Origin of the sequence: Oceanobacillus sp. FSL H7-0719 (assembly GCF_045040795.1) — a bacterium.
GTDB lineage: Bacteria > Bacillota > Bacilli > Bacillales > Amphibacillaceae > Oceanobacillus.
Genome location: NZ_CP150301.1, coordinates 727245 through 754017, shown reverse-complemented (window position 1 = coordinate 754017; position 26773 = coordinate 727245). Strand labels below are relative to the sequence as shown.

Genomic DNA, 26773 nt, shown 5'->3' with positions numbered 1-26773 from the left:
TTCAGTTTTACAATAGTAATTGTTGATAGATTCGGGAGGATATAAAATGTACGTAATTGTTGATCAGGAAACCTGCATAGCATGCGGTGCATGTGGCGCTGCAGCACCTAAAATTTTTGATTATGATGATGAAGGACTTTCCTTTGTCAAAGTTGACAAAAATACGGGAACCCTCAAAATAAAAAATAAGTTATATGATGACTTGCTAGATGCACATGAAGCATGTCCAACTTTATCAATCAAGATTGGTCAAGTTCCCTTTAATGGAGACCCGCAGGCATTCGAGGAGTAAAAAGAATATTTTACAACTATTATATAAGAATAACCAGCCTTCGCCAAGTCTGTTAATATATGCAGCTCTCAATTAAAATACACGGCTTTCTAAGTAGGAAGCTGTGCATTTTAATTTTGCAGATATATCGGGTTGACACCGACTGGAACTTTTATAGAGTCAGAAAGTTGATACATCCCTATATTTTCAATTGGCATATTTAGAAATAAAACCTCTTTATAATTATAGCTCTTCGCAGTAAGAAGAATGGATTCTATCATTGTGACCGTAAAGTCGCTCTTGTCTATACTCTTACTCCCAACATAATCAAGAGTTAGTTCATCATGATTATTAGCATCGACTTGGAAATCAATAGTTGATGGAATTGTACCCTCCAAGCCACTTTCCGCCATTCCCGACTTTAATATATCGATTGCTTCGTTGATAGAAGTATTATCACTCTGTTCAACCGGAACAAAGTATTGTTTCTTATATATCATATAGCTTGCTTCTTCGATATTTTCTAAAGCAATTTCTTTTATTTCAGCGGCCTCGGAAGAATCAAGGTTATTAGAAGTTAAAATACTGTCTAATTCATTAAAAGATACAGGTGTTTCTTTATTCTCTGAAGTAATTAGCGTTATGGGAATGACGAACTGCAATTGCTCATCGTAAATTGCAAAACTCATCATTTGTGAATTTTGAGGAATAGCTTCAAGTACCCTGCTTTCATTCCAAGGATCCATTGCTTCGTCTTGTCGGGTCATTATTTCCGCATTATCAAAGCTTTCTTCGCTGCTTTCTGAAAGGTCAGCTTCTATAGCAGCAGAGGATTCTTCATCCATTAAAGTATTACTTTGGGAATCGAATGATTCATTCATACTTACTGTCTGGTCATTCCTTATATTTAAAACGAATGGTATTGAGAATAGCAAGAAAAGAGCAGCAGCTGCAGCAATAAATGGGATTAGTATTTTTCTTCTGCGCTGTAGAGACTTTTCTTCAGATAGACGTGATGAGATTATTTTATAAAGTTCATCTTTATCCATATCATCAACAACAACCGGCATATCCTTAAGTTCATTTATTAAATGTTTTTCATCACCGCGATGCATTACAGATCGGCTCCTTTCTTATTTTCTCGTTCAAGCAGTTTTCGCAGCGTTTTTATTCCGCGATGCTGTGTTGTTTTAACCTTACTCACTGTCATGCCAAGAATATCTGCTGTTTCCTGCAGAGTAAATTCTTGAATAAAACGGAGTATGATAATATTTTTCTGATCAAGTGTACATTGATCAAGACATTCATAAATAAGTTGCATTCTTTCATTTTGAATCATAAGTTCCTCGGGTAATGCTTCATCAGCAAGGATATTTTCTCCTTGTTCTTCCCAATTAAATGTTTCAATTGTATATTTTCTCTTTCTTTTCTGTGACCGAAAAAAATCATATGTAACATGACGTGCTATTGAAAAAAGCCATGTTTTTTCACTGCTGTCTCCACGAAAATTCTCATAGGATTTTATTACACGAATATAAATCTCTTGAATTAAGTCTTCTGCTAGTTGTTTATTTTTAACCATATAAATTACATAATTATAAAGATCTTGGTGGTACTTATTATAAAAACTGTCAAATAAAGACTTCATGGAGTTCCTCCATTCATTATAAATAGTCGTTCCCTATTTAAAAACGTTACATTTAAATCATACTTTATCAGACAGTATTTCTCAATGGCTTCTCGGCTGCTAAAGACAGCTGACGTGCAGTCGGTCGCCGGGTCTCACTTTCAATATAACAAAGTCGGAAAACATAAAATGAGTAAGGAACAGCATCTCCTTACTCATTTTGCAACCGTATTTTCATTATTGAAGATCAAATATAATTTTTTCTCCGCCGTTTAAGGTATAATCCTTCGCCGGAATATCGGAATACTTATCATTTACATATAAATTCCATGTTGTATTCGCTTCTTCATCAACTTTCATACGTTCAATCGATGTAACTTCTCCATCATCATTTGTTTCTACAAAAAACGTTTGCTGCAGCACTTCCAGTAAATTGGCATCTTTTTCTATTTCCACTTCTTGTTCATTAAGAAATTGTGCGCCGTCTTGCATAGAAATTGTAATACGAACAGTATTATCGGCAACCTTATCAGATTCACTCGTTTCATTCGTGCTAACAACGGTATTAACCTTTTCTTCCTCGTTATTACTGCATGCAGCTAGAATCGTTACAATAGCACCTAGAATTAAAAGTATGAAAATATCTTTTCTCATTAAAAACTACCTCTCTTTTGTCCATTACAAATTAAGAATTATCTATAAAGCCTTGCGGGACTTTAAAAGTAAAAGTTGTGCCTTTCTGTAATTTGCTTTTTACATGAATGGAGCCCTGATGAGCATCAATAATATTCTTTGCAATTGCAAGTCCCAGGCCTGTACCTTTTTTCTCTTTATTTCTTGTCCGCGATTTATCCGCCTTATAGAATCGTTCAAATACAAAAGGTAAATCCTCTTCAGGTATCCCACTGCCACTGTCGGAAATATCAACTTTGATTTCTGTTTCATTTGTATCGACAGTGATATGAACATATCCTTCTTCACTCGTATGGCGAATGGCATTATCAATTAAATTGGTGAAGACCTGTTCAATTCGATCACCATCAAAAGTTGCTTCTGCTTGTTCGAGATTCATTGTTAATCGCAGTTCAACATTATTGTCTTCAGCAATACCTTGGAATTTTTTAATAATTCTATGGACATAACTTTCCATTTCCATCGTCTCGAGCTTTAACTGAATGTGTCCTGCTTCCATTCTGGCGATATCCAATAATTCATTTACCAATCTGCTAAGTCGAAGCGATTCATCATGAATAATAGCTGCCAGTTCATTCTTTTCTTCCTTCGACTCGGCAACATCATCAACAATCGCTTCACTATAACCTTGCAGCATCGCGATTGGTGTTCTTAATTCGTGTGACACGTTTGCAATAAAGTCCTTGCGCATCTTATCAAGCATTCTCTCTTCAGTCATGTCACGGATAACAGCTACTGCACCACGAACATAAGAACGATCATAAAGTGGTGTCATCAGCATCATATAATATCTTCCTTGCAGGTTCAGTTCTTTTATTGCTTCTGTTTCACTTGCGATAACTTCTTCGAGCACCTCTCGCAATTCATCAGGCAGCTTCTCTTGATAATCATCTTGCCTAATATTATTTTCATAATACCAGTCTTCAATATATTTCTCAGCTGGCGGATTAATTACAATAATATCTTCATTGCGATTTAATGTTATTACTCCATCTGCCATGGAATTAACGATACTGGAAATTTGTTCTTTCTCTTGATGCAGCGCGTTAATATGAAACTTCAACTGTCTTGCCATTCGATTAAATTCTTTGGCAAGTTCACCAATCTCGTCATGTGTCAGTACAGGAACCTTTGTGTTAAATTCTCCCCTTGTTAAATCAGAGGCAGCCTCACGCATTTTAATTAGAGGTGAAGTGATTCTTGTTGAAAGGAACACCGCAAAGAACACTGTAAGAATAATTGCAAATCCTCCTGCTACCAAAATAATTTTTCTTGTTTCCGTTTTTGTCTGATTAATGATATCTAATGATTGATAGACAAAAATTGCACCATCATTGAGGAGTGGCTTTCCAACAATGATGGCATTTGTAGATTGATCAGGCAATAAGAGCAGCTGTTTTACTTCTTTATTATGTGTTAATACTTTTGACAAGTCTTTTTCTTGTTTTATCCAATCTATATTGATTGGTGTTAACTCATTATCCGTACTCATTGATACCCAATATTCCTCATTTGGATGCAGAATGACAATACGGCTCGCTGGATCCTTAATCAGTTCTGTTGTTTCATGGATAAAATCTTTATTTTCTTGCTGAATTACTACATTCGCAATTCTTGTTGCTGTTTGCAGCATTTCCTCCTCAGCTTCATTTATATAAAAGTTTTCAAAGAACTGCATTAGAAAGAAAAACAGAAAGAAAAGCACGAAAAAAACAAGTAAAATGAATGTAAGTGCAAGTTTGACAACAATATTATCTCGCCAAATCATTATTGTTCTTCATCGACCTCAAATTTATAGCCGACTCCCCATACTGTAACAATCATTTTTGCTGCTGTCTTTGAAACAGAGCTTAGTTTTTCTCGTAAACGTTTCACATGTGTATCGACTGTCCTTAAATCGCCGAAAAACTCATATTGCCAAACCTCTTTGAGCAAAACTTCACGGTTAAATACTTTATCTGGTGACTTCGCAAGGAAACAAAGCAATTCATATTCCTTCGGTGTTAAGTTCACTTCCTGCCCATCTGCTGTAACACGATGAGCATCATGATCGATTGTCAGATGAGGAAATACTAACACATCTCTTGCGCTGCCATCATTATTTGTAAATGACGAAGAACTTACTCTTCTTAATAACGCTTTAACTCGAAGCACAACTTCCCTTGGACTAAAAGGTTTTACGATATAATCGTCAGCACCAACTTCAAATCCCTGTACTCGATTCGATTCTTCTCCCTTTGCAGTCAGCATAATAACTGGCGTTGTTTTTTGTTTTCTTAATTCCTCACATACTTCAATTCCATCCATTTCAGGCATCATTAAATCAAGTATAATACATTCATAATCCTCTTCCAATGCCATTTCTAATGCATCTCTTCCATTGTCAGCTTCATCAATAACATAATCTTCTCTTTCAAGATACATTTTTACCAAACGGCGAATTCTTTCTTCATCATCAACTACTAAAATTTTTACATTCGAGTCCATATATACGCTCCCCCTAGAATCTTTCTTCCATTAATATTTTAAAAGCTTCGATGATTAAGTGGAAACATTTTTAAGGTATCGATCTTTTAATTTCCTACATAGCTAATTATAAACGAATCATACTAAAAAGTATAAGAAAATAGACGAAATCTCAGATATCCTTATCTGGGATTTCGTCTATTAAAAGCTGATTATATATCATCAGCCATCATATTAAAATTTGCATTTCAATTTATGCGTAAGAGTGCAGACCTGCAAGCACTAGGTTAACCACAATCAAGTTAAACATGATGATAGCAAATCCTGCTACTGCTAACCAGCCTGACTTCTCACCATGCCAGCCTCTTGATAAACGCAAATGTAAGAAGGCTGCGTAGAATAACCAAGTTACTAAGGCCCATACCTCTTTAGGGTCCCAACCCCAGAAGCGTCCCCAGGCAATTTGTGCCCAAATTGCGGCAAAGATTAATCCACCCAATGTAAACACTGGGAACCCTATTGCAACAGCACGATACATAATTTCATCAAGTAAATCGGGTTTTACACTCTTTAACATCGGCTGAATCGCAGCACCAACTCGCTTGCGAAGTATCAGGCGGACTAAACCGTAAAGAATCGTCCCGATAAACACAGACCAGATTACTGTATTGAATTTCCTGCCAGCGTCTTCGCCTTGCATCCAACCGGGAGTTTCAAACCACGGCTTCATTACATTTTCAGATATTAAATTACTGTTATTAGGTGCCGCAATTGCTGGTAAATGATATTCTGTTTCAATCATTTGTGTTCCTTCTTGGTATTCAAAAGTTGCTTTGTATCCAGCAGCATTAAATCCAGTTGTAATTATAATAAAACCTAGAAATAAGAAAATAGTATACATGACAATTTCCAGCCAAATATTGCGCTTATTTCGCTTCGTTTGATCAATCTGTCTAATTAAATACATTAACCCTGCAACAAAGCTAATAAATAGTATGCCTTGTCCTACAGCAACTGTAGTAACATGAATCCACAGCCAATTACTTTCCAGTGATGGAACAAGCGGTGCGATTTCTGATGGGAACATACTTGCATAGGCAATAATTAACATTGCAATTGGCAATGCAAACAGTCCTAAAAAGCCAAGTCTGTACATAAAATAAATAATAATAAAAGCAAACACCATAGCCATTCCAAGGAACGTTACAAATTCAAACATATTTCCTAATGGCGGGTGACCGCTCGCTATCCACCTAGTAATAAAATAACCAAGCTGAGCGAGAAAACCTAGTATTGTTATCGAAAGAGCAATAGTTCCTACTATTCCTCTTTGGTTTTTCTCACTTTTCCTTTGCCTTATTGTTGCACCGAAGAAAAGTGTAGCGATTAAATAAAGTATAAATGCGGTGAACAGAAGCGTTCCACTTAAATTACCGAAATCCATAAAACTCACTCCTCAAAATTAGGTTATTAGATGAATGGCTATAACAGCTATTCATCTAATTCTTGTCTATCTTCAACCATTTTTATATTTGTATTTTCTATTGCATATTCAATGTCTTTAGATAAACTAAACCAGTTTTTGTTTGTATGTCCTGCAAGCAAAATCCCCTTACCTTTAGGGTTAATCCAGATTCTTCTATGCTGCCAGTACATGCCTTGAACAACACCAATCATAAAGATTGCAGCTCCAAGCCCAAAGAAAATCAATGTATGGTCTACACGCAGAGTTAAACCACTTACATCATGTGTTTCAAAATCTTGTATGGACACCTTGAAATTATTTTCGCCAGTTGCATCAATATTCCTGCCTATTCCTAAGAAGCTGACCTCTGGAGAATCAGAGCCTGGTGGATAGACTAATAAGACGAATGCAGGATTTCTCGGATAATTTGTTTCAGATGCTGGTATTCCGTTATCATCTAAATAATAATCTGGATAATATTGATCAAGCACAACTCTGAATCCACCATCGAGTTCATATTCCTGTTCAGGATCAGTTAAATTAATTGTAAATGAATCTAATTCTTCTTCATTCTCATCATTCATTTCATGAATTTTAAATGACATGTTAGTAAACTCGTTCTGCTGATATCCAGATTGATATAATGTATAGCCATCAAATTTTGCCGGATTATTCATTTGTATTGAATCAGACAATATTTCTTCCAGCTCTGGTTCGGCACCAGGAACATCATTGTTAACAGCTTTATAAACAACAACATCGGTTTGGAAGTTACTTGCAACTGCTCCTTCAGATGCGATTGCATCTTTAAAACGCTCATCCTCTGGATCATGTGTTTCTAATATAAAATCTTTATTTTCGATATAGTATTCACTATTGGTTCCTGGAATAACAAGTGTTTCTCCTTCGCGAACCCATATGTATTCATCCGTAAACATAATAGGTGTGGTACGTAAAATTGCAGCTAGCAAGATAATAATTAGTCCAATATGGTTTACGTAAGGACCCCATCTTGAAAATCTTCCTTTTTCTGCAAGTATGTGTCCATTTTCTTCCGTAATCTTATAACGTTTTTTCTTTAATCTTTCAATCACTTGAGTCAGCTCAGATTCAGCAACCTCTTCTGTCTCGCTAAATAAACGCTGTCTGTTTAAAAAGGTCTCATGTCTCTTTGGTTTTTGAATTTTGAGCGCTTTATACAGTGGAACAAACCGGTCCAGACTGCAAATTACCAATGACACACCGATCAGACCCAGTAATACCAAATACCACCAAGAGCTGTACATATGATGAAAGCCAAGCAGATAATATATTTTTCCAATCCAGCCGTATGTGCCTTCATAGAAAACTGCTGGGTCACGTGAAATTGCATTTGGCGGAATAAATTGCTCTTGCGGAAAAATGGTTCCAAACATAGAAGCAACTAATGCTAGAACAATTAACCAAACACCGACTTTTACTGAAGAGAAAAAGCTCCACGTTTTGTCAATAAATGACTTTCTATAGGTCTGCGAACGACGTGCAGTTCCGTCATATCGCATATTTAGCAGCTTCTTTTGATCATTGCCGTCAATATGCTGATTACCTTCAATCGGTTTCCCACATGCTTCACATAGGACGGTACCTTCTGGGTTTATATGACCACATTCACATTTAATTTTATTCATTTAAATCCCTCACAGTAGTAATCACATTACTTAGAAGTAAAGAGTAAGTTAAATACTAATTTTTTTAAAAATGCACCTCATTAAAGGAAATCTGTTTATTAATTTATTTCGGTGTAATCCCGTCTAAATATCCCTCAAGCCGTTCTAAAGTCAATGCTCCATTAACAACTTCTTGAATTTCACCTTCTGGATTAATAAAGAAGGTACTCGGAATTGGTCCCACCTTATATAAATCTCTTATTTCACCTTTCCTGTCATGAGGAATTGGAAAAGTTAAATCATATCGATTAACAAACTGATCCACAACTAATTGTGTACTGTCTAAACTGACAGCAATAATTTCTACTCCTTTATCCTTGTATTCAGGATAAAGTTCTTGCATATAAGGCATTTCAGCTTCACATGGTTTACACCAAGTGGCCCAGAAATTCAGCATAACACCCTTGCCTTCATAATCACTTAAACGTAATGTTTCTAAATCGTGATTTTTGCTAATCTGATTTAGTTGAAAATCAGGCGCTGCATCCCCAGCACGATATACTGTATTGTCTTTTTGCAGATTGGAAACAAGCGCAAAGATAATTGCCCCTACGAGTACAGCTAAGATAGCACCTCTGTATATTAAACGATTGCGCTTTTTATTTTTCTTAGCTTGCTTCGCTTTCTCAATACTCAAATCTATCACTCCCAGTGTATTATATCACTATAATAGCGTGGCTTGAAAATTTATACTATGTCTAAACTAGTACAATTATTTTGCCATATTTACCATTTGTTTAATTTCCTTTGGAGTTAGAGGGCGTGTTTCCCCAGGCTGCAACCCCTCGAGGGTTAAAATTCCATATTTTTCGCGTTTTAATTTTTGTACTGGATAACCCAATGCTTCCATCATTCTTCTTACGTGACGATTCTTTCCTTCAATAAGTGTTAATTCTAGAAGCATGGTGTCTTTTTTGCGATCCAATGACAGGATGTTGTAGCGAACTGCCTTCAAAAGATCTTTGTCCACCTTTATCCCTTTCTTCAAACGGCTAAGCTCTTCTTTAGATGGAATCCCGCGCAGCTTCGCGACATACACCTTTTCTACCTCATGCTTAGGATGCATCAGAAGATTAGCAAATTCACCATCATTTGTCAGTAGAATTATCCCCGAACTATCATAATCGAGTCTGCCAATTGGATAAATCCGTTCTTCTACTTCAGGGAAAAAGTCAATCACCGTTTTTCTCCCCTTATCATCATTTACCGTTGAAATGACACCTCGCGGTTTATACAATATATGGTGCACTGGAATTTCTTTTTCCAGAGGCACACCCTCTACTTCTACCTGATCTTGAGGACCCACTTTCGTACCTAATGCAGTAACAACTTCCCCATTAACTTTTACCTTACCTTCTAAAATCAGTTGTTCTGCTTTTCTTCTAGAGGTTACTCCACTCTGTGCAATAACCTTCTGTAGTCTTTCTAATGTATTTGACATATACTTCACCAACATTCTTTTAATATTTATTAACACAATAATAGCGTTTAATAGTCATTAAACGCTATCAATCCGCTTATCCAAATACAATCGTTACTACTATGACAGAAACAATTATACCAACCAAATCCGCTAATAGTCCAACCTTAAGTGCGTATCGCATACGTTTGATTCCAACAGCACCAAAATATATTGTTAAAATATACAGTGTAGTATCTGTACTTCCTTGCATTGTAGAAGCCAGTCTGCCAATGAAAGAATCGGGACCATGCGTTTGAATTAATTCTGTCGTCATGCCTAGTGCCGCTGTTCCCGAAATTGGCCGAATGAGAGCGAGCGGTAATACATCAGGGGGGATTTTTAAAAAAGTCAAGACTGGGGTAAGCAAGGTTATCAGTGCATCAAGCACTCCTGAACTCCGCAAAATAGAAATTGCAACAATCATTCCGACTAAAAAAGGAAGTAAAGAAAATGCCATCTTGACACCTTCTTTGCCTCCTTCAACAAAAAGTTCATAACTAGGCAGACGCTTCCAGGATGCTGTCACAAGAACAATAAGCAAAAAACAAGGAATAATCCAAATACTAATCGCAGTCATCCAAGACATATTATTTCCTCCATGATTCTTTTTTAAAATAAAATCTATCAATTAAGATTGCACTCGTCATTCCCGCCAAAGAGGCAATCAAAGTAGTACTGACAATTTCTGTAGGAGAAACAGAATTATACTGCATTCGTATTGCAATCACTGTAGTGGGTACTAAAGTTAAGCTAGATGTGTTTATCGCTAAAAATGTTATCATTGATCTCGAAGCTGTGTCAGAGTTACTCAATTTTTTCATTTCTTGCATTGCTTTTATACCTAATGGTGTCGCCGCATTCCCCAGACCAAAAAAGTTCGCTGTGAAGTTGGATAGAATATAACCTATAGCTGGATGGTCCTTCGGGATTTCAGGAAACAACTTAACAATAAACGGCCGCATGATTTTGGATAATAAATTAAGAATTCCTGCTGCTTCAGCAACCTTCATAATTCCAAGCCAAAACACTAAGATACTGATTAGTCCAATAGATAATGTCACTGCCTCACTTGCACTTTCTATAATTGCTTGATTGACCTCCTCCATCTTCCCATTAATCATCGCGTATAGAATCCCAACAATCGCCATTATTGCCCATATAATATTTACCATGATTTTACGCCTGTCATTCTCTGTAATATATCTGATATATCTGTCATAAAATTGAATACACGCTGGTTTTCTTTCCCCGTCAATTCAAAAGCTGAATTCTCGTCAATTGACTTATCTGCTGCCAGTCTGTCAAAGCCCCATTCAAAAAGATTAATGTGATCATTCCAGTCATCCGGACCATTCAACGTCACTGCAATTAACTTCTGACCATCTTTTTCCGCCGAGGTCACTAAAGTTCTTCCAGTTCGTTTTGTATAACCAGTTTTTCCGCCTGTCGCATTAGAATAATATCCCGTTACAAGCTTATGTTTATTCTGCCAGCTGTACGAACGGGTGGCAGATTTATAGATTTTGCTTGCACTAATTTCTTGAAATGTTTTATTCTCCATTGCGTTTTTCATTAATATAGCCATATCATAAGCGCTTGAATAATGTTCTTCATGATCTAGTCCATGCGGGTTTGTAAAGTGAGTATGATTCATGCCAAGCCAGGCTGCCTTTTCATTCATTAAAAAAATAAATCCCTCTTCACTTCCGCCAATATGTTCAGCAATCGCAACTGCAGCATCATTTCCCGAACGCAGCATCAGGCCATAAACTAGATCATTTACCTTCATTTTTTCACCCTGCTCTAGATAGATGGAAGAACCTTCTGTATAAATTGCCTTTCTTGAAACAACAGCTTGCTCATCCAGCTTCCCTGACTCGACAGCAAGAAGAGCTGTCATTATTTTAGTAATACTGGCAATTGGCCTTTCCTCATGTGCTTCCTTTTCAAACAAGATTTCACCTGTTTCATTGTCAATTAAAATAGCATTGGCTGCGGAAACATTCGGTGCAGCCTGTCCAATGCCAGCGGTAAATATAAACAGAGCTTGTACAAAAAGCATCGCAAAAAGTAACCTCATCATTAATCCTCCCAGCTCATTTCTATTTTATTCTATGCACATGGTAATTCGTTATATGCCCGTAAACAACTAAAATTAAGCTTTCTGAGAAGAGATAAACAATTGATATTACTTTCACACCCATTAAGTTATCCATCTAATATTCGCGGTCTTGAATATGCTTTTAAATGAGCACTAATTAACTTCATTAAAAAAACCCACTTAGCAAGTAAGTGGATTTTTTTAATCTTCGCTGTCTACATTTAGTTCCTCGTTAAATCTTTCAAAGAATAAGTCAACTTCTTGACTGGAATCTTCATCCGTTTCTGTATCAGGAAGTAGTGGCAGTTCCTCGAGAGATGTTAACCCAAAAAAGGTTAGGAAGTCCTTTGTTGTGCGGAATAAAATTGGTCTCCCTACAGTATCCTTCCTCCCCATATCCTCGATTAAATAACGATTAATTAGTGTTTGCACAGGCCCATCACTCTTAACCCCTCTAATTTCTTCAATTTCAGTTCTCGTAATCGGCTGACGATAGGCTATTATCGCCAGGGTTTCAAGTGCTGCTTGAGATAACCTCGTAGATTGTGGTGTTTCTAGAAGTTTTTTAAAGTACTGGCTGTGCTCAGGTTTTGTCGTTAAATGAATAACATCGTGTGATTCCATAATCATTAATCCGCGATCTGTATGTTCATAATCGTATTTTAATTCTTCAATCAAATGCGCTGCTGCAGATTCAGTGATATCTAAAATCTTACTTAATTGTTTCATAGTAATCCCTTCATCACCAGAAGCAAAAAGCAATCCTTCAACAACAGCTTTTAAATGTCCAATTTCCACATTTATTCCTCCATATAAAACAAATATAGCTTATCGAAATGCTTTGTTTGTTTGCAATATACTTGCTGTTCCTTCATCAATTCTAATAGAGCGAGAAAGGTAACAACAACATGGGTACGGGACGGCTTTGGAAATAATTCATCAAAAGCTATTCCATCCTTCGCCTTTTTAACTAATTGTAATACATCACCCATTCGCTGTTCAATTGATATCTCGGCACGCTGGATTTTAGTATCAAGCGGCTGATTCCACTTTTTCCGTTCAAGCATTTTACCAAGTGCACCAATCATGTCATAGATTGTTAAATCACCTTGAACAGTTGGTGACTTTTCAAATGATAAATCATTGAAAGCAACTGGCGGTCTTGTATAGATATGTGTCCCTTCTTTTTCTTTCTCCTGCAGTTTCTGCGCAGCTTCCTTATATTTTCGGTATTCAATTAATCGTTGCATCAATTCATCTCGAGGATCTTCTACGTACTCCTCTTCATCGTCAGGGAGCTCTTGCTTTGGTAATAGCATTTGACTTTTAATAGCAACAAGCGTAGAAGCCATTACCAGGTATTCACTTGCAATATTTAATTCAAGTTGTTGCATCGTATGGATATATTGCATATATTGCTGTGTGATTTCAGCTACAGGGATGTCGTAAATATCGATTTCGTATTGTTTAATTAAATGAAGCAATAGATCCAATGGACCTTCAAATTGCTCAAGCTTTACTTCATACGCTTCTTCCATCGCGTTCTTCCTTTCTAAATAAAAAAGCAAATTATTTCTATAATAAATGCCCAAACATAATTAATGAGTCAGCCATAAGCTATAACGTAAGCAGATGTAAAAGCTGGGCATCATAAATTCATCATTCATATTCGCCCAGCTTTTACATGTATGTATTCACTAAAGGAGGTTTTCGTTATGAGTGGTAGTTACGGTGGAGGATTTGCATTGATCGTTGTGCTGTTTATACTCTTAATTATCGTAGGTGCAGCATGGCTGTAAAATTTTAATCCATACTTGCTCACCAGATTGAGTAGGTGTAAAAGCCAGCCCATTTTACATGGGCTGGCTTTTACTTATCATCAATACTTTCACATTTATCGTAAAAATGCTGAAGCTGCTCCGTTGGAGAGACAGTATATTTTCCCTGATAAAGCTCATTGACTTTATTTACCATCTTTTTCCCAATACCCACGTTTCGATGAGAAGGGTTGACAGACAGGTCCTGGATAACCACACTAATTTCATCTTCAATGCGTATACCAATCGCCCCGATAATATCATCCTCATCATCTTTCCATAAATACAAATGCCAATTGTCATTTGTCTCATATTCTTTAATATACTGCTGAAGTTTTTTTACATCCTTTTTTTCATCAGGCATAAACGACAGCAGCCCCATTGCAATTTTTTCCATATTTTTTTTATAACGAATTAACATAGTAACCCCTCATTAAAAAACTTAGAATCATTTTGTGTCTCATATTCATCACTTTATAATCTAAACGCTTAAAAGCATATATATATTAATGGCACTTAATTCAGAGTTTGTCAAATAAAAAAAGAAATCAGGAGCGTATATTGTCGCTATTTAGCCTGGGATTGAGCCTGTTATTACGAATTAGATACGAGATGAGCCTTCTCTTCCTATAATATGAAACAAGCTCATCATTGTTTGTTTTTAAGCAACTGTATAATTGCATAACCATCCGTTTGTTTCTCGTTTATGCGGAATGGAATAAGATTGGCAATTGCCAACCACATATTAAACCAGAAGAAAATTTCTAAATAAACATTTGGAAATATCATCAGCAAGAAGTAAATTACTCCAGCAGCGATTCCATTAAATACTGGTCCTAAAAGGGTAAGCCATATCATTTCTTTTGATGTAAATGGTTCGTCTCTTTCATAATTAGATGCCCCGCCAATAAAATAAAAGATATTACATTTAACTATGTATCTTTTCCATTTTACCACATAGAATTCCCTTCCGGAACCAATTGTAATTGTAATATCATTTGCTCTTATAGCAATTGCGGCCAGAGCATGTCCAAATTCATGTATGAAAATACTTATAGGAGAACCAATGAAAATAAGAAAGAGTAATAGATTGATATCCATAAATGATCCTTCTATCGATAAATATGCAGCAATATTCACTAATTCTTACTAGTGGAATATTACTGCAAATAAGCTATTTATGATTTGCTTAATTTGAATATATCATTATTCAGTGATTACTCTTACTTCTTTCATTACATCACCATTACTCATATTGCGAGCAATTTCCAGACCTGAAGTGATCTTTCCAAAAACAGTATGCACTCCATTTAGATGCGGCTGTGGCTCATGCACCAAGAAAAATTGGCTGGATCCAGTATCTTTTCCAGCATGTGCCATTGATAGAGAACCAGCTTCATGCGTATGTGGATTACCTTCTGTCTCACATTTAATTGTTTTGCCGCTTCCACCAGCCCCAGTGCCAGTTGGATCTCCGCCTTGACTAACGAAGCCTGGAATTACACGATGGAAAGTAACCCCATCATAAAACCCATCATTTGCAAGCTCTTCAAAGTTTTTCACTGTATTTGGTGCTTCTCCTGGAAAGAATTCTATTTCAATTTTTTCCCCATTTTCCATTAATATATAGCCCGTTTTTTTCATTTAAAACGCTCCTTCTTAATTAATTTCATTTTCTCGTATAGTTTAACATTATACTAGATTTTTTAAAAGAAAACCTGCATTATTCATAAGATAAATCATTTTTCACTATATCATCTAAAGATTCTCTTTTTACTACTAGTCGATCAATGCCATTTTCAACAAAAACAATTGCTGGTTTTGCAAGGCGATTATAATGGCTCGCCATTGAATAACCATAAGCCCCTGTAGCAAATACAGCTAGAATATCCCCAGGTTCTGCTTTAGGTAGAGGCAGATCCCAAATTAACATATCCCCAGACTCACAGCATTTGCCAGCAATCGCTACTTCACCTTCAACTTTTTCTTTCACTTTATTAGCAATTACTGCATCATATCGAGCTTCATAGAGGGCTGGTCGAATATTGTCTGCCATTCCGCCATCAACAGACAGATAGCTGCGGATTCCAGGTATTTCTTTTGAAGAACCAATCGTATATAAAGAAATACCTGCATTCCCTACAATGGATCTGCCAGGCTCGATCCAGATTTCCGGCAGATCAATATTTAATTTTTCACTGTTTTCTTGTACAGCTTTTACCATCTCTTTTACGTAAACATCTAGTTCTATTGGTGTATCATTTTCTGTATATCTTATTCCATAGCCTCCGCCAAGATTTAAAACTTCTGGAATATAATTAAAATCGTCATGCCACTTTTCGATATACTCATATAACAATTTTATTGCAACTGTAAATCCTTCTGTTTCAAAAATTTGTGAACCAATATGACAATGCAGGCCTCGTAAATTAATCCGATTATGATTGTGAAGCAATTTAAATGCTTCTTCTGCTTGTCCATTGACAAGATTAAAGCCAAATTTCGAATCTTCATTTCCTGTCATAATGTATTGATGTGTATTTAATTCAATTCCTGGCGTAACCCGAATAAGAACATCGATTTTCTTATCCGCTTCCTCTAAGACTTCTTCAAGCAATTCAATCTCATGAAAGTTATCAATAACAATACAGCCTATCTGTTGATCAACTGCCATTTGCAATTCATCTTTACTTTTATTATTGCCATGCAGATGAATACGTGCAGCTGGAAAGTCAGCCTTCATTGCAGTATACAATTCCCCTTCAGATACAACATCAAGATGGAGATTTTCTTGTTTAGCCACTTGCAACATTGCTATACAAGAGAATGCTTTACTCGCATAGGCTACTTTTGATTTCACACCTAATTTTTCGAATGCCTGAATAAACTTTCTTGCGTTTTGACGGATTAAGGCAACATCATAAACATAGAGCGGTGTTCCATACTTCTTTGCCAGCTCCGTAGCATCTGTGCCACCTATTACTAAATTGTTCTGATCGTTCACAGTGAATGGATGATGATCAATTATCATATAGCGGTTTCCCCCAAATTTTCATATTAGTAAAATAATAAATCACTTTACCATATAAAACAAGAAAACGAAAGAACAACCACTTGTGTCCTTCTATTTTGTCGGGATACGATAATTATTTTTGGGGTGTACGATACTTGGACGCTTTTTAGCGTATGGTACTGGTATTCGGAATATGATATGCATAATCGCTCTTGGATTAAATGGAAGAAATGGCCATAAATAAGGTGTTTTCAGTGATTTCAAATTAACAAGAAAGAGGATATTGAAGGTAAATCCAACAATAAACCCGGCTACACCAAATATTGCAGTACTTAATATCAATAAATACTTCATTAACTTATTCGCAGCCCCAAGTTCATAACTTGGAGTAACATATGATCCGATTGCAGATACAGCTACATACAAGATAACTTCAGGACTGAACATCCCCACATCAATCGCTATTTGGCCAATTAATACAGCCGCAACGAGTCCCATTGCAGTCGATAAAGGAGTGGGTGTATGGACCGCTGCCATCCGCAGAAATTCAATTCCAATATCTGCTACGAGGATTTGTACGATAATAGGGATATTCCCTTCCTCATTTGGACCAATAAAGGCTAATTCCTTTGGTAAAAGTTCGGGATGAGTGACAAAGAGTAACCATAATGGCAATAAATACAGTGATACTAATACAGCCAAGAATCTCGTCCATCTTACAAATGTTCCAAATGATGGGGATTGCCTATATTCTTCTGCATGCTGCAAATGATGGAAATAAGTTGTTGGCAAAATTATTACGCTTGGTGATGAATCCACCGTAACGATCACATGCCCTTCCATTAAATGATTCGCAGCAACATCCGGCCTTTCTGTATAGCGAACAAGTGGAAAAGGGTTCCACTTCCGTTCAATGATAAACTCTTCTAAAGATTTATCAGCCATTGTAAGTCCGTCTATCTCTGTATCTTTAATCCGTTTCCTTACAAACTCCACAAGATTGTCGTTTGCTATATCCGCAATATAAGTAAGACATACATCTGTCTTCGATCTTTCTCCAATTTTCATCATTTCGTTTCGTAACCTGGCATCACGGATTCTTCTTCTTGTCAGTGCAGTGTTTTCTATAATATTTTCAGTATAGCCGTCCCTTGAACCCCGAATAACCTGTTCTGTGTCTGGTTCTTCTGGTGTACGTCCCGGATAATTACGAATATCAACAATATACGCCTTATCATAGCCATCCAGAAAGATTGCAACAAGACCAGAGAGGACTTGGTCAACAACTTCATCCATACTATTGACTTTCTCGACTTGCTGATGTACAAGACGGTTGGTAAGTATTTCTTCCATTGCATCGGAATCAACTTCATTATCATTGATTTGAACGATAACCTCTAATATTTTTTGAATAACACTGGTATCACACAACCCTGTAACATAGTAAAGCTGAATTTTTCTATGGAGAATAATCATTTCTCGATAACCCATATCAAAGGATATATCTAAACCAAGCCTTTCCTTCATATAAGTCTCATTTTTCGAAATATCTGAGTAAACATTTATTTCCTTTGCCATTACATCCATTCCCGTCCTCACATTTTTCTATCATTCAGATAGTAACAAAGTATAACCATTGAAATAACGAACCAATTATCTTTCCAAATACAATAGCCATCAATAGCCATAATAAAATCCCTTCCATTCTTACTCGTTTTGAAAGGATTGGAAATACATGTAAAACTTCAGTCAATGCTGCTGCAAGCAGGCCATTAAATATCCCGTGAAGAAGTCCCCATAAAAGCAAAATGATAAGTGGTTGATGAAAATTCCCTGGGTAAAATGAAAGAAATGTTCCAAATAATAAACCAAGTACAATACAGGCAGAATACACTTTGATAAACTTCGCAGTTTTACTTAGCTGGATTAATCGAGGTATTATATTCAATACAGTAATAAAAGCAACAAAGCCTGCTCCAACAACAAGTCCGCCACTAAAGCCAATGAATATTTGTATAAAGTTAATTAGGTTCATTTAATTTATTCTCATGCAAAATGAGGTAATCATCGAGATTCTGCTGGTAGTTGTATATTTCCACTTCTAGTGGGCTCGGTTCTTCATTAAAGCGGCGATTAAACCAATGATTAAAAAATAGCAGCGTGCCTGCCCCTAGACCAATTGAATAAGGGATTTGAATCCATAGAGGAAATTCATTGTTTTCACCTGTCAGTATATAATGGAGTTTCTGCTGCACTTCCTGCATGCTTACATCATAATGAAAGTTCATGATTGTCATTGCTGTGCCAATAAACAAAATCAACCAGACTATAATTGCCAGAAAAACATTTGTTTTTACTGGTTTCTGAGTCATGCGAACCACTGTTTGTTCAGGGCCCACTAGCTGAATATCCAAGTCGGAAAATTCTACTAAAATGTCTTTTATAACTAAAAACCCATCAATAATAATTACATTATTATCTTTTTTTGTTACACGATAAACAGGCCGTTCTTCCAATAATTTCATCAATTTATCTTCTGCTGCTACATGAGCAATATCTTTTAGAAAGAGTTGTTTATACTCATTGATGTTTACATTCCTCTTCATCCTGAGATAAATTGTTGTAGGCATTGTATAATCACTCTCTCTTCTTTATTTTTCATAGTATGTGCGCCGTTTCATATTTTTATCCAAGTGAATTGAAAACAGCTGAGGAAACATTAGCTTCCTCAGCTGTAAACAGTAAATAACAATATGGAGAGTATATATCACCCATCAAGGAGCTTTATATACCTAAGAAACTTTTTATTTCCTGAAGCAGCTTCTTTTCAATCCTGGAAACCTGAACCTGGGAAATCCCTAGTCTCTCAGCTACTTCGGTTTGAGTCTGGTCTTTATAGTAACGCAAATATACAATTAACCTTTCTCTCTCACTTAAATTCTGTATTGCTTCTTCCAAGGAAAGTTTTTCAAACCATTTTGTATCTTCTAAAGCAAGCTGATCCAATAATGTGATTGGGTCACCATCATTTTCAAACACAGTTTCATGGATGGAATGTGGAGTTCGGCTCGCTTCTTCCGCATGAATAACCTCTTCAATCGTTATTTCCAGCTCATCGGCAATTTCGTTTACCGTTGGAGATCTGCCGAATTTTTTAGTTAATATATCTTTTGTTCTTCTTATTTTATTCCCCGTTTCTTTTAAAGTACGGCTTACTTTTACACTGCCATCGTCCCTGAGAAAACGTTGAATTTCTCCGATTATCATTGGAACTGCATAGGTAGAAAAACGTACATCATATGAAAGATCAAATTTATCAATTGATTTAATTAACCCTATACTCCCGATTTGAAATAAATCATCTGGATCATAACCACGATTCATAAAACGCTGTACGACAGACCAAACAAGACGCACGTTAGCTTCAACCAGAAAATCTCTCGCTTCTTTGCTGCCATTTTGACTTTGATAAATTAAGTCCTTTACTTGTACGTCGGAGAGTTTTTCTTTACGAGTATTAACTTTTAAATTAAGATCCATTGGCATGCATCCTAATTATAAACCGTTTTAGTTTTTATAAACTGCTTTGTCATTTCCAAAATTGTCCCTTTTCCGGGTTGAGAAGTAATGTCAACAGCGTCCATAAAGTTTTCAATAATGGTGAAACCCATTCCAGACCTTTCAAGTTCTGGTTTTGATGTATAGAGCGGCTCACGCGCAGCATCAATATCTTCAATACCGGCTCCGCTATCTTCAATTGATAATTTTACTTCGTTTCCATCAATTGCACAGGCAAGAATAATTTTATGATCGGGTTCATTATGGTACGCATGAATAATTGCGTTAGTAACTGCTTCAGATACAACTGTTTTGACCTCCGTAACCTCATCTAAAGTGGGATCAAGCTGAGAAATAAAAGCCGCTACTGCAACACGTGCAAAAGCCTCGTTCTCACTTACACTCGAAAACTCCAGGCGCATTTGATTCTTCATGAAGCCACCCCCAGTGCTTCCAAAGCAAAAATTTCATTTTCTTCAAGACGAATAATTTTAAACATTCCTGACATTTCAAACAATCGTTTTATAGATGGTGAAATAGAACAAACTACCATTTCACCATCAAGTTGAAGTACTTCCTTATATCTCCCTAAAATTACTCCCAGACCAGAGCTATCCATAAATGTAATTCCTTCTAAATTAAGGATGACATGCTTTACCCCATGTCCATACAGCATATCTTTCCACTTGTCCCGGAGACTTTCTGTTGCATGATGATCCAGTTCTCCAATTAATCGGACAATCAAAACATCTTCCTTTACGGAAAATAATGATTCTAAACTCATTATTTCTCCTCCTCTTTAAAGTCGTTACTCTATCTTTCTTTTTATAGACCGATAATTCCTGCTATTCGACAAAACTAGAAAAAATACAATGTTTTTATTCAAATATAGTCAATTCCTGCAAGGACCGTTTCCAAAGTGTTAAGAACGAAGCATTATCAATTGATTGCTCAACAGTTAAAGGTGCTTCTACAAGAACTTCATCATTATTCTTTACGAGTAATCTTCCAATTTCGTCTCCCGCATGAATTGGTAATGTTAAATTATCATCCAATTCGTATACAGTAGTTAAGTTTTCAAATGCTTCACCTTTAGAATGAAGCGTGCTGATTGCCTGGGATGTGATAATATTTGTTGATTTTCTTTGTCCCTTAATAAATTCTATCTCAGTGATCTTCTCTCCTTTATCAAAGAGCTTTGTCGTTTCATACCGATTAAAAGCATAATCTATCATAGAAGAAACTGCAGAATTCCTTTCTTTGGAGGAGTCGTATCCAAGAACAACTGCGATTATGCGCATATCATCTTTTTTCGCTGTTGCAGTAAGACAGTATTTTGCCTCGCTCGTATAACCCGTCTTTAAGCCATCTACATTTGGATGAAAACGAACCAGCTTATTCGTATTTACGAGCCAGAATTCATTTTCTTTTCCTTTTCTTAAATAATCTTCATAGATAGAGGTGTACTCAGTTATATTTTCATACTTCAATAACTCTCTTGCAATAACTGACATATCATACGCTGTACTATAATGATTTTCAGCTGGCAAACCGGATGTATTCTGGAATAAAGTATTCTCAAGTCCTAATTCCTTCACTTTATTATTCATTTCCTTTACAAAGGCTTCCTCACTGCCACTGATTCGTTCAGCTAATGCCACACTTGCATCGTTAGCGGAAGCAATCGCAATCCCTTTTAGAAGATCACTCACTAACATTTCTTCTCCAGCTTCCAGGAAAATTTGTGACCCGCCCATGGAGGCTGCATTTTCACTGACACGAACAAGCTCATCTATCTTTAATGTTCCCTTCTCCAATGCCTCCATGATTAAAAGTAATGTCATTATTTTCGTCATACTTGCTGGCGGCAATTTTTCCTGGGAATCTTTTTCAAATAGAATGGTTCCTGTATCCTGTTCAATCAAGATTGCTGACTTAGCTTCACTTGCAAGTTTAGAGTCAGAATCCTTTTCCGATGCAGCATCCACCGTTATATAAGGGACAAAACTTGTAAATAAAATGAAGCTAATCATAACTAAGTAAATACAGTATTTATTCATAGATTTACCTCCACTAGATAATATAAAATTAGGATGCCCAAAACGAATCTTTTTATACGCAAAAAAACACCTTTATTGATTATGTAAGATTCTAATCATGAAGATGTTTTTTTGCGTATATTTTTCACCCGCAGGCAGATATGCAGATGCAACTTAGCTAGATGAATGCTGCAGAAATTAAGCTCTTGGATGATATGCTTTGTACATATCTTTTAATCTGGTTTTTGTAACATGTGTATAAATCTGGGTTGTCGATATATCTTCATGACCAAGCATTTCTTGGACGATTCTTAAGTCTGCCCCATTTTCTAATAAATGAGTGGCAAAGGAGTGACGAAGTGTGTGTGGAGTGATGTTTTTTCGAATACCTGCTTCCAAGGAAGACTTTTTAAGTATTTTCCAAAATCCTTGCCTTGTTAAGGGTCTGCCATGTTGATTAACAAACAATGTGGAAGTTGTTTGCTGCTTCACCAAATGCGGACGGGCATGCTGCAGATAATCCTCCAGCACATGCTTTGCAGTATTACCTAAAGGTACAATTCTTTCCTTTGATCCTTTTCCAAAGCACTGAACAAATCCCATCATTAAATGGAGATCATCTGTTTTAAGGGTAATCATTTCAGTTACTCGAAGTCCGGTCGCATATAAAAGTTCAAACATTGCTTTTGTTCTTAAACCTAAAGGAGATGAATCATTTATTTCGAGAAGTTTAGTTACTTCTGCTTGAGAAAGAACATCTGGTAAAGTTCTATCCTTTTTAGGTTTTTCAATATGTAAACTTGCATCCTGTTTCACAATTTGTTCTCTGATTAAAAATTGATGGAAAGATCGAATGGAAGAGATATGGCGTGATATTGTTGCTGTTGATTTGCCATTATCCTTTAATAAATACAGGAAACTGAGAATATCATGCCTTGTCACTTTATTCCAGTCTGATAATTCCTTCTCCTTTAATATATATTCCGTGTAATGAAGCAAGTCACGACGATATGAATTTAATGTGTTTTCTGCAAGGCCTCTTTCAATTTGCAGAAAATGAAGGTAATCTTCTAATTCATTTTGCAGCATGTATTATCCCCCCTGTTTGCGAATAGATATAAACATAATTACTTATTCAATCATTTTTTTACTGAATGGATTCCCTCTTGTACATTGTTTTGCGGGAGTCTGTTCTATTGTCCAGACAAAAAGAGCCTCATCCAAACGGAGAAGGCTGGGGCTGAAAATTTATGTGGCTTTTACAGCCGCTTCTTGGCACTGCTTACAGATTCCATGGAAAGTTAACCGGTGATCTTTTACTTGGAATCCCCAATCACTTTCTACAATCTTTTCGACATCTTCTAATAAGTCATTGACTATTTCTTCAACCGAACCACATTCAATACATACAAGATGATGGTGGAAATGCTTAGCACCTTCTTTGCGAAGATCATAGCGTGATACACCATCTCCAAAATTAATTTTATCCACAATTTTTAATTCCGATAACAATTCTAATGTACGATAAACGGTCGCTAAACCAATTTCAGGCGATTTTTCTTTTACTAGTAGATAGACATCCTCTGCACTCAAATGGTCTTCTTCTCTTTCAAGCAGAACGCGAACTGTTGCCTCTCGTTGTGGGGTCAACTTATAATTCTGTGCATGGAGCTGTTTTTTTATTTGTTCAATCCGATGTTCCATTTGCAATTCGCCTCCTCATATCCCAACTTTATTATATGCACCAATCGACATGCTGTCAAAATTTATTTTGCTTAATTGTATTTATAATAATTATAAAGTAGGTTTTATTATAAGTAAAACGATTTGATCAGATATTGCATCGCGCCATTCGAAACATAGGATTCGAGAACCGCAGCTCCAATTGAGAATATAATCATTATGGAAAAAGAGATCATATAATTGAAAAAAGGCTGCCAAAGCGTAAAAGCACTCCCCTTTGAAAAGATTTTCTTTAAGAGGGCCAGTGCAAAAATCATGGCTAATGAACCTGCAAAAATGTAAATTGGAATAACGATAAAGTTATGCGGGGCAATCGAAACGGCTGAAAAAAGCAATCCTTCAGAGCCTAACTGTTTTACTATAAATCCAACTGAAAATCCAACTACCAGTCCTTTAATAAATAATAATATCCAGATAATTGGTAATCCAATTATAGAAAGACCTAACACAAATAGCAAGGCAAGATACTTTAAATGAAAGAAAAAGCTTTCTTTGAATAAAGTAAATTTATCAACTGCCTGCTCCTCTATCGTATAATTAAAGAAGCGTTCCAAATAAAAAAATAAATCTTCCTTCTGAACGAAATTCATACTATTAACAATAACTGCTCCAAAAATAATACCTGATAAAAATAAAATAATCATGAATAAATAAATAATCGAGTAATTTTTTAAATGCTGTGATAGTATCATTCTAAAATTTTGCATTGGCATCCTCCCATTTAAGCAGTGATTCATATAATCATGCTATGAAGGACACACTTTAAATAGAACATTTTAGTAGATTTACTATTTATAACGGTATTCTATTGATAGATAATCCTTGAATTAAAAGAAAGGAGAATTCCTCCTCCTTTCTCTCTTCATTCATATTATTTATTACTTTTATTTTTAATAATAGAACCGTATTTCCCGCCGCCACCTGGCTGAATTTGTAAGCTGCCACTGCGGTTATCAATAATAGCTTGAGCTAATTTTTCTGGAACAACTTCCTTTAATTGCTCCATTTCTGCCCGGTGGACAATGTTCATCTCAGTTCCAAATTTATCCAGTAATTTTCTGAATGTCTTCGGACCAAGTGATGGCAGATATTCAAGAGGTATTTGATGAACATATGGCGGTCGTACTGGCTGCTCTTGTTCTGTCGTGAGCTCCTCTATTCGTTCTTTCACACCATTTATTTTTTTCATAGAGCCACAGTTCGGGCAAGGATTTCCTTTCACTGCGGGAGTGAGGCATTCTTTACATACGGTATGGTAATACTTTCCCAGCATTGGATTCATACCAAAATTGCTTACAATGCCTCTTCCGTCAACTCGATGCAATGCCCAATTAAATTCTTTAAAAGAAGGTTCCTGCATATTAATCTCTTGATACTCTCTTCCTATTTTCGGCAAAGAATGTGCATCAGAATTAGATAAAAAAGTATACCCTGCAATCTCAGAAATGCCGTTAGCCATTTCCGTATCGGAGCTTAAACCTAATTCTACTGCATCAATTAAGTCCGGATCAAAAACTTCCGTTAAAGAATGTGCAACACCTTTTCCATAGAGACTTTTAAAAGGTGTGAAAATGTGAGCTGGTATAAATAGACCAGATAATTCTTTTACTTTATACTGTAAATCCTTTGCAGAACCATAATAACGCTGTGAGCTAAGCGTGATATTTGTCATTCTTTCACTCAGCCAGTCAGTAAAAGCCGAAATATTCGACAGGTATGGGAAAAAGCAAAGTACATGAATTGGCCCGCGGCAATTGTCATCATAAATTTCAATTTCTGTCCCTAAAAGCAGTGTAACCTTTTCGAAGCGAATGCCTCCGTCCTTATGTTCAATTGCTTTGTTTTCCGCAATCAGCTTTTTGATTTCTTCTTGTACAGCTGGTACATGGCAGTCAATTACACCAATTAAGCTGATTCCCTTATTCCGACTTGCATCGATTAAAATGTTTGTCAATGTCAGATTGTTCGCGCCTGTTATTTTTACCGGCTTATAATTCCAGTCACGACCAATATGAATATGAAGATCTGCAAAATACGAATTCAATGTTTTACATCCTTCCTAAAGCGTGTAGATATAGTATTGCATAATTTGTTTTTGCGTCATGGATTTTCTCTTCTTCAACATATTGTTTTGCTTCATCTAATGATAATTCTAATATCTCTATAAATTCATCATCATCTCCTTGGACAGGAGTTTCTAATTTTTCCAATGTATCTGTAATATAAATATATATTAATTCATTAGCAAACCCAGGTGATGTATAGAATGATGTAACAAAGTTAAGTTCTTTTGTTGTATAGCCCGTCTCTTCTTCAAGCTCCCGAATAGCCGCTGCCAATGGTTGTTCATTCTGATCAATTTTTCCAGCTGGTAATTCTACTAATGTTTTTTCTGTGGGTTTACGATATTGTTTCACTAAAACGATTTTATTATCCTTTGTAATCGCAATAACTGCCACAGCGCCAGGATGTTTTACGATTTCGCGTTGGGACACTTCACCATTCGGCAAGGAAACCTCATCGACCTGCAGATCTATCATTTTTCCTTCAAATATTTTCTTTGTATTTATTGTTTTTTCCTCAAAATTATTCATGAAAATTCTCCTTACTATTACTTAGTCTTTAGTTTAGCATACTTAGAAGACAAATGAATAGCAACCATTTATCACTGAAAAATGTCAATTTCCCCGACCTGTACAGTCTATAAATACGCTTTGAGAATGTCATTCAGAATAGCTTATATTTCGGATTTGCTGTCCTATCTCACCTTGTGAAGCCCAAAGACCAAATACCTCTCGCTTTTCTATCCATC

At 36.1% G+C, this 26773-nt stretch carries 32 protein-coding genes; 2 read left to right on the top strand and 30 right to left on the bottom strand.

Annotated features, from left to right (window positions below; all coding sequences use genetic code 11):
• Positions 1-46: 46 nt before the first annotated feature.
• Entirely contained in the window at positions 47-292 is a 246-nt protein-coding gene (locus tag NST93_RS03875) for a ferredoxin (RefSeq protein ID WP_405101370.1), read from the top strand.
• Positions 293-402: 110 nt separating this feature from the next.
• Here the strand turns inward: NST93_RS03875 and NST93_RS03870 are convergent, their stop codons facing one another.
• From NST93_RS03870 to NST93_RS03805, 14 genes are all read right to left on the bottom strand, one after another.
• Complete coding sequence (locus NST93_RS03870) at positions 403-1386, bottom strand: hypothetical protein (RefSeq protein ID WP_405101368.1); 984 nt, start codon at positions 1384-1386, stop codon at positions 403-405.
• Entirely contained in the window at positions 1386-1919 is a 534-nt protein-coding gene (locus NST93_RS03865; RefSeq protein ID WP_405101366.1) for an RNA polymerase sigma factor SigX, read from the bottom strand. The genes NST93_RS03870 and NST93_RS03865 overlap by 1 nt, the downstream gene beginning before the upstream one ends.
• A gap of 216 nt (positions 1920-2135) precedes the next feature.
• On the bottom strand, positions 2136-2552 hold the full coding sequence (locus NST93_RS03860) for a DUF4430 domain-containing protein (RefSeq protein ID WP_405101364.1): 417 nt from the start codon (positions 2550-2552) through the stop codon (positions 2136-2138).
• 31 nt (positions 2553-2583) lie between these two features.
• A complete protein-coding gene (locus tag NST93_RS03855; protein WP_405101362.1) occupies positions 2584-4359 on the bottom strand; it encodes an ATP-binding protein in 1776 nt (591 codons plus the stop codon).
• On the bottom strand, positions 4359-5078 hold the full coding sequence (locus NST93_RS03850) for a response regulator transcription factor (protein WP_405101360.1): 720 nt from the start codon (positions 5076-5078) through the stop codon (positions 4359-4361). Before NST93_RS03850 ends, NST93_RS03855 begins: the two co-directional genes overlap by 1 nt.
• Before the next feature lie 232 nt (positions 5079-5310).
• Entirely contained in the window at positions 5311-6501 is a 1191-nt protein-coding gene (gene ccsB / locus NST93_RS03845) for a c-type cytochrome biogenesis protein CcsB (RefSeq protein ID WP_405101358.1), read from the bottom strand.
• A 47-nt stretch (positions 6502-6548) separates the two neighbouring features.
• A complete protein-coding gene (locus tag NST93_RS03840; protein ID WP_405101356.1) occupies positions 6549-8189 on the bottom strand; it encodes a cytochrome c biogenesis protein ResB in 1641 nt (546 codons plus the stop codon).
• A gap of 103 nt (positions 8190-8292) precedes the next feature.
• Positions 8293-8865: a thiol-disulfide oxidoreductase ResA gene (resA, locus tag NST93_RS03835; RefSeq protein WP_405101354.1), complete on the bottom strand. Its 573-nt coding sequence runs from the start codon at positions 8863-8865 to the stop codon at positions 8293-8295.
• 75 nt (positions 8866-8940) lie between these two features.
• Positions 8941-9669: a pseudouridine synthase gene (locus NST93_RS03830; protein WP_405101352.1), complete on the bottom strand. Its 729-nt coding sequence runs from the start codon at positions 9667-9669 to the stop codon at positions 8941-8943.
• Positions 9670-9745: 76 nt separating this feature from the next.
• Positions 9746-10276, bottom strand: a complete 531-nt coding sequence (locus tag NST93_RS03825) for a spore maturation protein (protein ID WP_405101350.1) — start codon at positions 10274-10276, stop codon at positions 9746-9748.
• A gap of 1 nt (position 10277) precedes the next feature.
• Positions 10278-10862 (bottom strand): nucleoside recognition domain-containing protein, encoded by a 585-nt coding sequence (locus NST93_RS03820; protein WP_405101348.1) that lies wholly within the window; start codon positions 10860-10862, stop codon positions 10278-10280.
• Positions 10856-11770, bottom strand: coding sequence for a D-alanyl-D-alanine carboxypeptidase family protein (locus NST93_RS03815; protein ID WP_405101346.1), 915 nt, complete (start codon positions 11768-11770; stop codon positions 10856-10858). Before NST93_RS03815 ends, NST93_RS03820 begins: the two co-directional genes overlap by 7 nt.
• 222 nt (positions 11771-11992) lie before the next feature.
• On the bottom strand, positions 11993-12589 hold the full coding sequence (gene scpB, locus NST93_RS03810) for an SMC-Scp complex subunit ScpB (RefSeq protein WP_405101344.1): 597 nt from the start codon (positions 12587-12589) through the stop codon (positions 11993-11995).
• Between the two features lie 2 nt (positions 12590-12591).
• Positions 12592-13329, bottom strand: coding sequence for a segregation/condensation protein A (locus NST93_RS03805; RefSeq protein ID WP_405101342.1), 738 nt, complete (start codon positions 13327-13329; stop codon positions 12592-12594).
• 177 nt (positions 13330-13506) lie between these two features.
• Between NST93_RS03805 and NST93_RS03800 the strand changes: the two genes are divergently transcribed.
• A complete protein-coding gene (locus NST93_RS03800) occupies positions 13507-13590 on the top strand; it encodes a YjcZ family sporulation protein (RefSeq protein ID WP_379564688.1) in 84 nt (27 codons plus the stop codon).
• A gap of 70 nt (positions 13591-13660) precedes the next feature.
• Here the strand turns inward: NST93_RS03800 and NST93_RS03795 are convergent, their stop codons facing one another.
• The 16 genes from NST93_RS03795 to NST93_RS03720 form a co-directional block, all read right to left on the bottom strand.
• Entirely contained in the window at positions 13661-14029 is a 369-nt protein-coding gene (locus tag NST93_RS03795; RefSeq protein WP_405101340.1) for a GNAT family N-acetyltransferase, read from the bottom strand.
• A gap of 227 nt (positions 14030-14256) precedes the next feature.
• Positions 14257-14709, bottom strand: coding sequence for a site-2 protease family protein (locus NST93_RS03790; protein ID WP_405101338.1), 453 nt, complete (start codon positions 14707-14709; stop codon positions 14257-14259).
• Between the two features lie 105 nt (positions 14710-14814).
• A complete protein-coding gene (locus tag NST93_RS03785) occupies positions 14815-15252 on the bottom strand; it encodes a peptidylprolyl isomerase (RefSeq protein ID WP_405101336.1) in 438 nt (145 codons plus the stop codon).
• A 79-nt stretch (positions 15253-15331) separates the two neighbouring features.
• Entirely contained in the window at positions 15332-16639 is a 1308-nt protein-coding gene (gene lysA, locus NST93_RS03780) for a diaminopimelate decarboxylase (protein ID WP_405101334.1), read from the bottom strand.
• 93 nt (positions 16640-16732) lie between these two features.
• Complete coding sequence (locus tag NST93_RS03775; protein WP_405101332.1) at positions 16733-18208, bottom strand: spore germination protein; 1476 nt, start codon at positions 18206-18208, stop codon at positions 16733-16735.
• Positions 18209-18233: 25 nt separating this feature from the next.
• Complete coding sequence (locus tag NST93_RS03770) at positions 18234-18656, bottom strand: stage V sporulation protein AB (protein WP_405101330.1); 423 nt, start codon at positions 18654-18656, stop codon at positions 18234-18236.
• On the bottom strand, positions 18643-19251 hold the full coding sequence (locus NST93_RS03765; protein WP_405101328.1) for a stage V sporulation protein AA: 609 nt from the start codon (positions 19249-19251) through the stop codon (positions 18643-18645). The genes NST93_RS03770 and NST93_RS03765 overlap by 14 nt, the downstream gene beginning before the upstream one ends.
• A gap of 154 nt (positions 19252-19405) precedes the next feature.
• Positions 19406-20161: an RNA polymerase sporulation sigma factor SigF gene (gene sigF, locus NST93_RS03760; protein WP_405101326.1), complete on the bottom strand. Its 756-nt coding sequence runs from the start codon at positions 20159-20161 to the stop codon at positions 19406-19408.
• A gap of 11 nt (positions 20162-20172) precedes the next feature.
• Entirely contained in the window at positions 20173-20613 is a 441-nt protein-coding gene (gene spoIIAB / locus NST93_RS03755; RefSeq protein WP_405101324.1) for an anti-sigma F factor, read from the bottom strand.
• On the bottom strand, positions 20610-20963 hold the full coding sequence (gene spoIIAA, locus NST93_RS03750; RefSeq protein WP_405101322.1) for an anti-sigma F factor antagonist: 354 nt from the start codon (positions 20961-20963) through the stop codon (positions 20610-20612). Before spoIIAA ends, spoIIAB begins: the two co-directional genes overlap by 4 nt.
• Positions 20964-21057: 94 nt before the next feature.
• Positions 21058-22239, bottom strand: coding sequence for a D-alanyl-D-alanine carboxypeptidase family protein (locus tag NST93_RS03745; RefSeq protein ID WP_405101320.1), 1182 nt, complete (start codon positions 22237-22239; stop codon positions 21058-21060).
• 177 nt (positions 22240-22416) lie between these two features.
• A complete protein-coding gene (gene xerD / locus NST93_RS03740) occupies positions 22417-23307 on the bottom strand; it encodes a site-specific tyrosine recombinase XerD (protein ID WP_405101319.1) in 891 nt (296 codons plus the stop codon).
• A 159-nt stretch (positions 23308-23466) separates the two neighbouring features.
• Entirely contained in the window at positions 23467-23922 is a 456-nt protein-coding gene (locus tag NST93_RS03735; protein ID WP_405101317.1) for a Fur family transcriptional regulator, read from the bottom strand.
• A 107-nt stretch (positions 23923-24029) separates the two neighbouring features.
• Positions 24030-24668: a stage II sporulation protein M gene (gene spoIIM, locus NST93_RS03730; RefSeq protein ID WP_405101315.1), complete on the bottom strand. Its 639-nt coding sequence runs from the start codon at positions 24666-24668 to the stop codon at positions 24030-24032.
• 164 nt (positions 24669-24832) lie between these two features.
• The gene (locus NST93_RS03725) at positions 24833-26005 is read right to left on the bottom strand and encodes an endonuclease Q family protein (RefSeq protein WP_405101313.1); all 1173 of its coding nucleotides are present in this window, start codon (positions 26003-26005) and stop codon (positions 24833-24835) included.
• Positions 26006-26009: 4 nt separating this feature from the next.
• The gene (locus NST93_RS03720; protein ID WP_405101311.1) at positions 26010-26555 is read right to left on the bottom strand and encodes an NUDIX hydrolase; all 546 of its coding nucleotides are present in this window, start codon (positions 26553-26555) and stop codon (positions 26010-26012) included.
• Positions 26556-26773 lie beyond the last annotated feature (218 nt).

Excerpts from the sequence above, each read along its gene's own strand:
- NST93_RS03875 (WP_405101370.1), top strand. The coding sequence starts at position 47 with ATGTACGTAATTGTTGATCAGGAAACCTGCATAGCATGCGGTGCATGT.
- spoIIAB (WP_405101324.1), bottom strand. The coding sequence starts at position 20,613 with ATGAAGAATCAAATGCGCCTGGAGTTTTCGAGTGTAAGTGAGAACGAG.
- NST93_RS03830 (WP_405101352.1), bottom strand. The coding sequence starts at position 9,669 with ATGTCAAATACATTAGAAAGACTACAGAAGGTTATTGCACAGAGTGGA.
- NST93_RS03745 (WP_405101320.1), bottom strand. The coding sequence starts at position 22,239 with ATGAATAAATACTGTATTTACTTAGTTATGATTAGCTTCATTTTATTT.
- NST93_RS03805 (WP_405101342.1), bottom strand. The coding sequence starts at position 13,329 with ATGGAAGAAGCGTATGAAGTAAAGCTTGAGCAATTTGAAGGTCCATTG.
- lysA (WP_405101334.1), bottom strand. The coding sequence starts at position 16,639 with ATGATAATTGATCATCATCCATTCACTGTGAACGATCAGAACAATTTA.
- spoIIM (WP_405101315.1), bottom strand. The coding sequence starts at position 24,668 with ATGCAAAATTTTAGAATGATACTATCACAGCATTTAAAAAATTACTCG.
- NST93_RS03785 (WP_405101336.1), bottom strand. The coding sequence starts at position 15,252 with ATGAAAAAAACGGGCTATATATTAATGGAAAATGGGGAAAAAATTGAA.
- NST93_RS03860 (WP_405101364.1), bottom strand. The coding sequence starts at position 2,552 with ATGAGAAAAGATATTTTCATACTTTTAATTCTAGGTGCTATTGTAACG.
- NST93_RS03790 (WP_405101338.1), bottom strand. The coding sequence starts at position 14,709 with ATGGATATCAATCTATTACTCTTTCTTATTTTCATTGGTTCTCCTATA.
- NST93_RS03825 (WP_405101350.1), bottom strand. The coding sequence starts at position 10,276 with ATGTCTTGGATGACTGCGATTAGTATTTGGATTATTCCTTGTTTTTTG.
- NST93_RS03850 (WP_405101360.1), bottom strand. The coding sequence starts at position 5,078 with ATGGACTCGAATGTAAAAATTTTAGTAGTTGATGATGAAGAAAGAATT.
- NST93_RS03840 (WP_405101356.1), bottom strand. The coding sequence starts at position 8,189 with ATGAATAAAATTAAATGTGAATGTGGTCATATAAACCCAGAAGGTACC.
- NST93_RS03855 (WP_405101362.1), bottom strand. The coding sequence starts at position 4,359 with ATGATTTGGCGAGATAATATTGTTGTCAAACTTGCACTTACATTCATT.
- spoIIAA (WP_405101322.1), bottom strand. The coding sequence starts at position 20,963 with ATGAGTTTAGAATCATTATTTTCCGTAAAGGAAGATGTTTTGATTGTC.
- NST93_RS03775 (WP_405101332.1), bottom strand. The coding sequence starts at position 18,208 with ATGGATGTAATGGCAAAGGAAATAAATGTTTACTCAGATATTTCGAAA.
- NST93_RS03815 (WP_405101346.1), bottom strand. The coding sequence starts at position 11,770 with ATGAGGTTACTTTTTGCGATGCTTTTTGTACAAGCTCTGTTTATATTT.
- NST93_RS03765 (WP_405101328.1), bottom strand. The coding sequence starts at position 19,251 with ATGCCTACAACAATTTATCTCAGGATGAAGAGGAATGTAAACATCAAT.
- NST93_RS03800 (WP_379564688.1), top strand. The coding sequence starts at position 13,507 with ATGAGTGGTAGTTACGGTGGAGGATTTGCATTGATCGTTGTGCTGTTT.
- NST93_RS03735 (WP_405101317.1), bottom strand. The coding sequence starts at position 23,922 with ATGGAACATCGGATTGAACAAATAAAAAAACAGCTCCATGCACAGAAT.
- xerD (WP_405101319.1), bottom strand. The coding sequence starts at position 23,307 with ATGCTGCAAAATGAATTAGAAGATTACCTTCATTTTCTGCAAATTGAA.
- NST93_RS03770 (WP_405101330.1), bottom strand. The coding sequence starts at position 18,656 with ATGAACCTAATTAACTTTATACAAATATTCATTGGCTTTAGTGGCGGA.
- NST93_RS03865 (WP_405101366.1), bottom strand. The coding sequence starts at position 1,919 with ATGAAGTCTTTATTTGACAGTTTTTATAATAAGTACCACCAAGATCTT.
- NST93_RS03820 (WP_405101348.1), bottom strand. The coding sequence starts at position 10,862 with ATGGTAAATATTATATGGGCAATAATGGCGATTGTTGGGATTCTATAC.
- ccsB (WP_405101358.1), bottom strand. The coding sequence starts at position 6,501 with ATGGATTTCGGTAATTTAAGTGGAACGCTTCTGTTCACCGCATTTATA.
- NST93_RS03795 (WP_405101340.1), bottom strand. The coding sequence starts at position 14,029 with ATGTTAATTCGTTATAAAAAAAATATGGAAAAAATTGCAATGGGGCTG.
- sigF (WP_405101326.1), bottom strand. The coding sequence starts at position 20,161 with ATGGATCTTAATTTAAAAGTTAATACTCGTAAAGAAAAACTCTCCGAC.
- NST93_RS03720 (WP_405101311.1), bottom strand. The coding sequence starts at position 26,555 with ATGAATAATTTTGAGGAAAAAACAATAAATACAAAGAAAATATTTGAA.
- NST93_RS03870 (WP_405101368.1), bottom strand. The coding sequence starts at position 1,386 with ATGCATCGCGGTGATGAAAAACATTTAATAAATGAACTTAAGGATATG.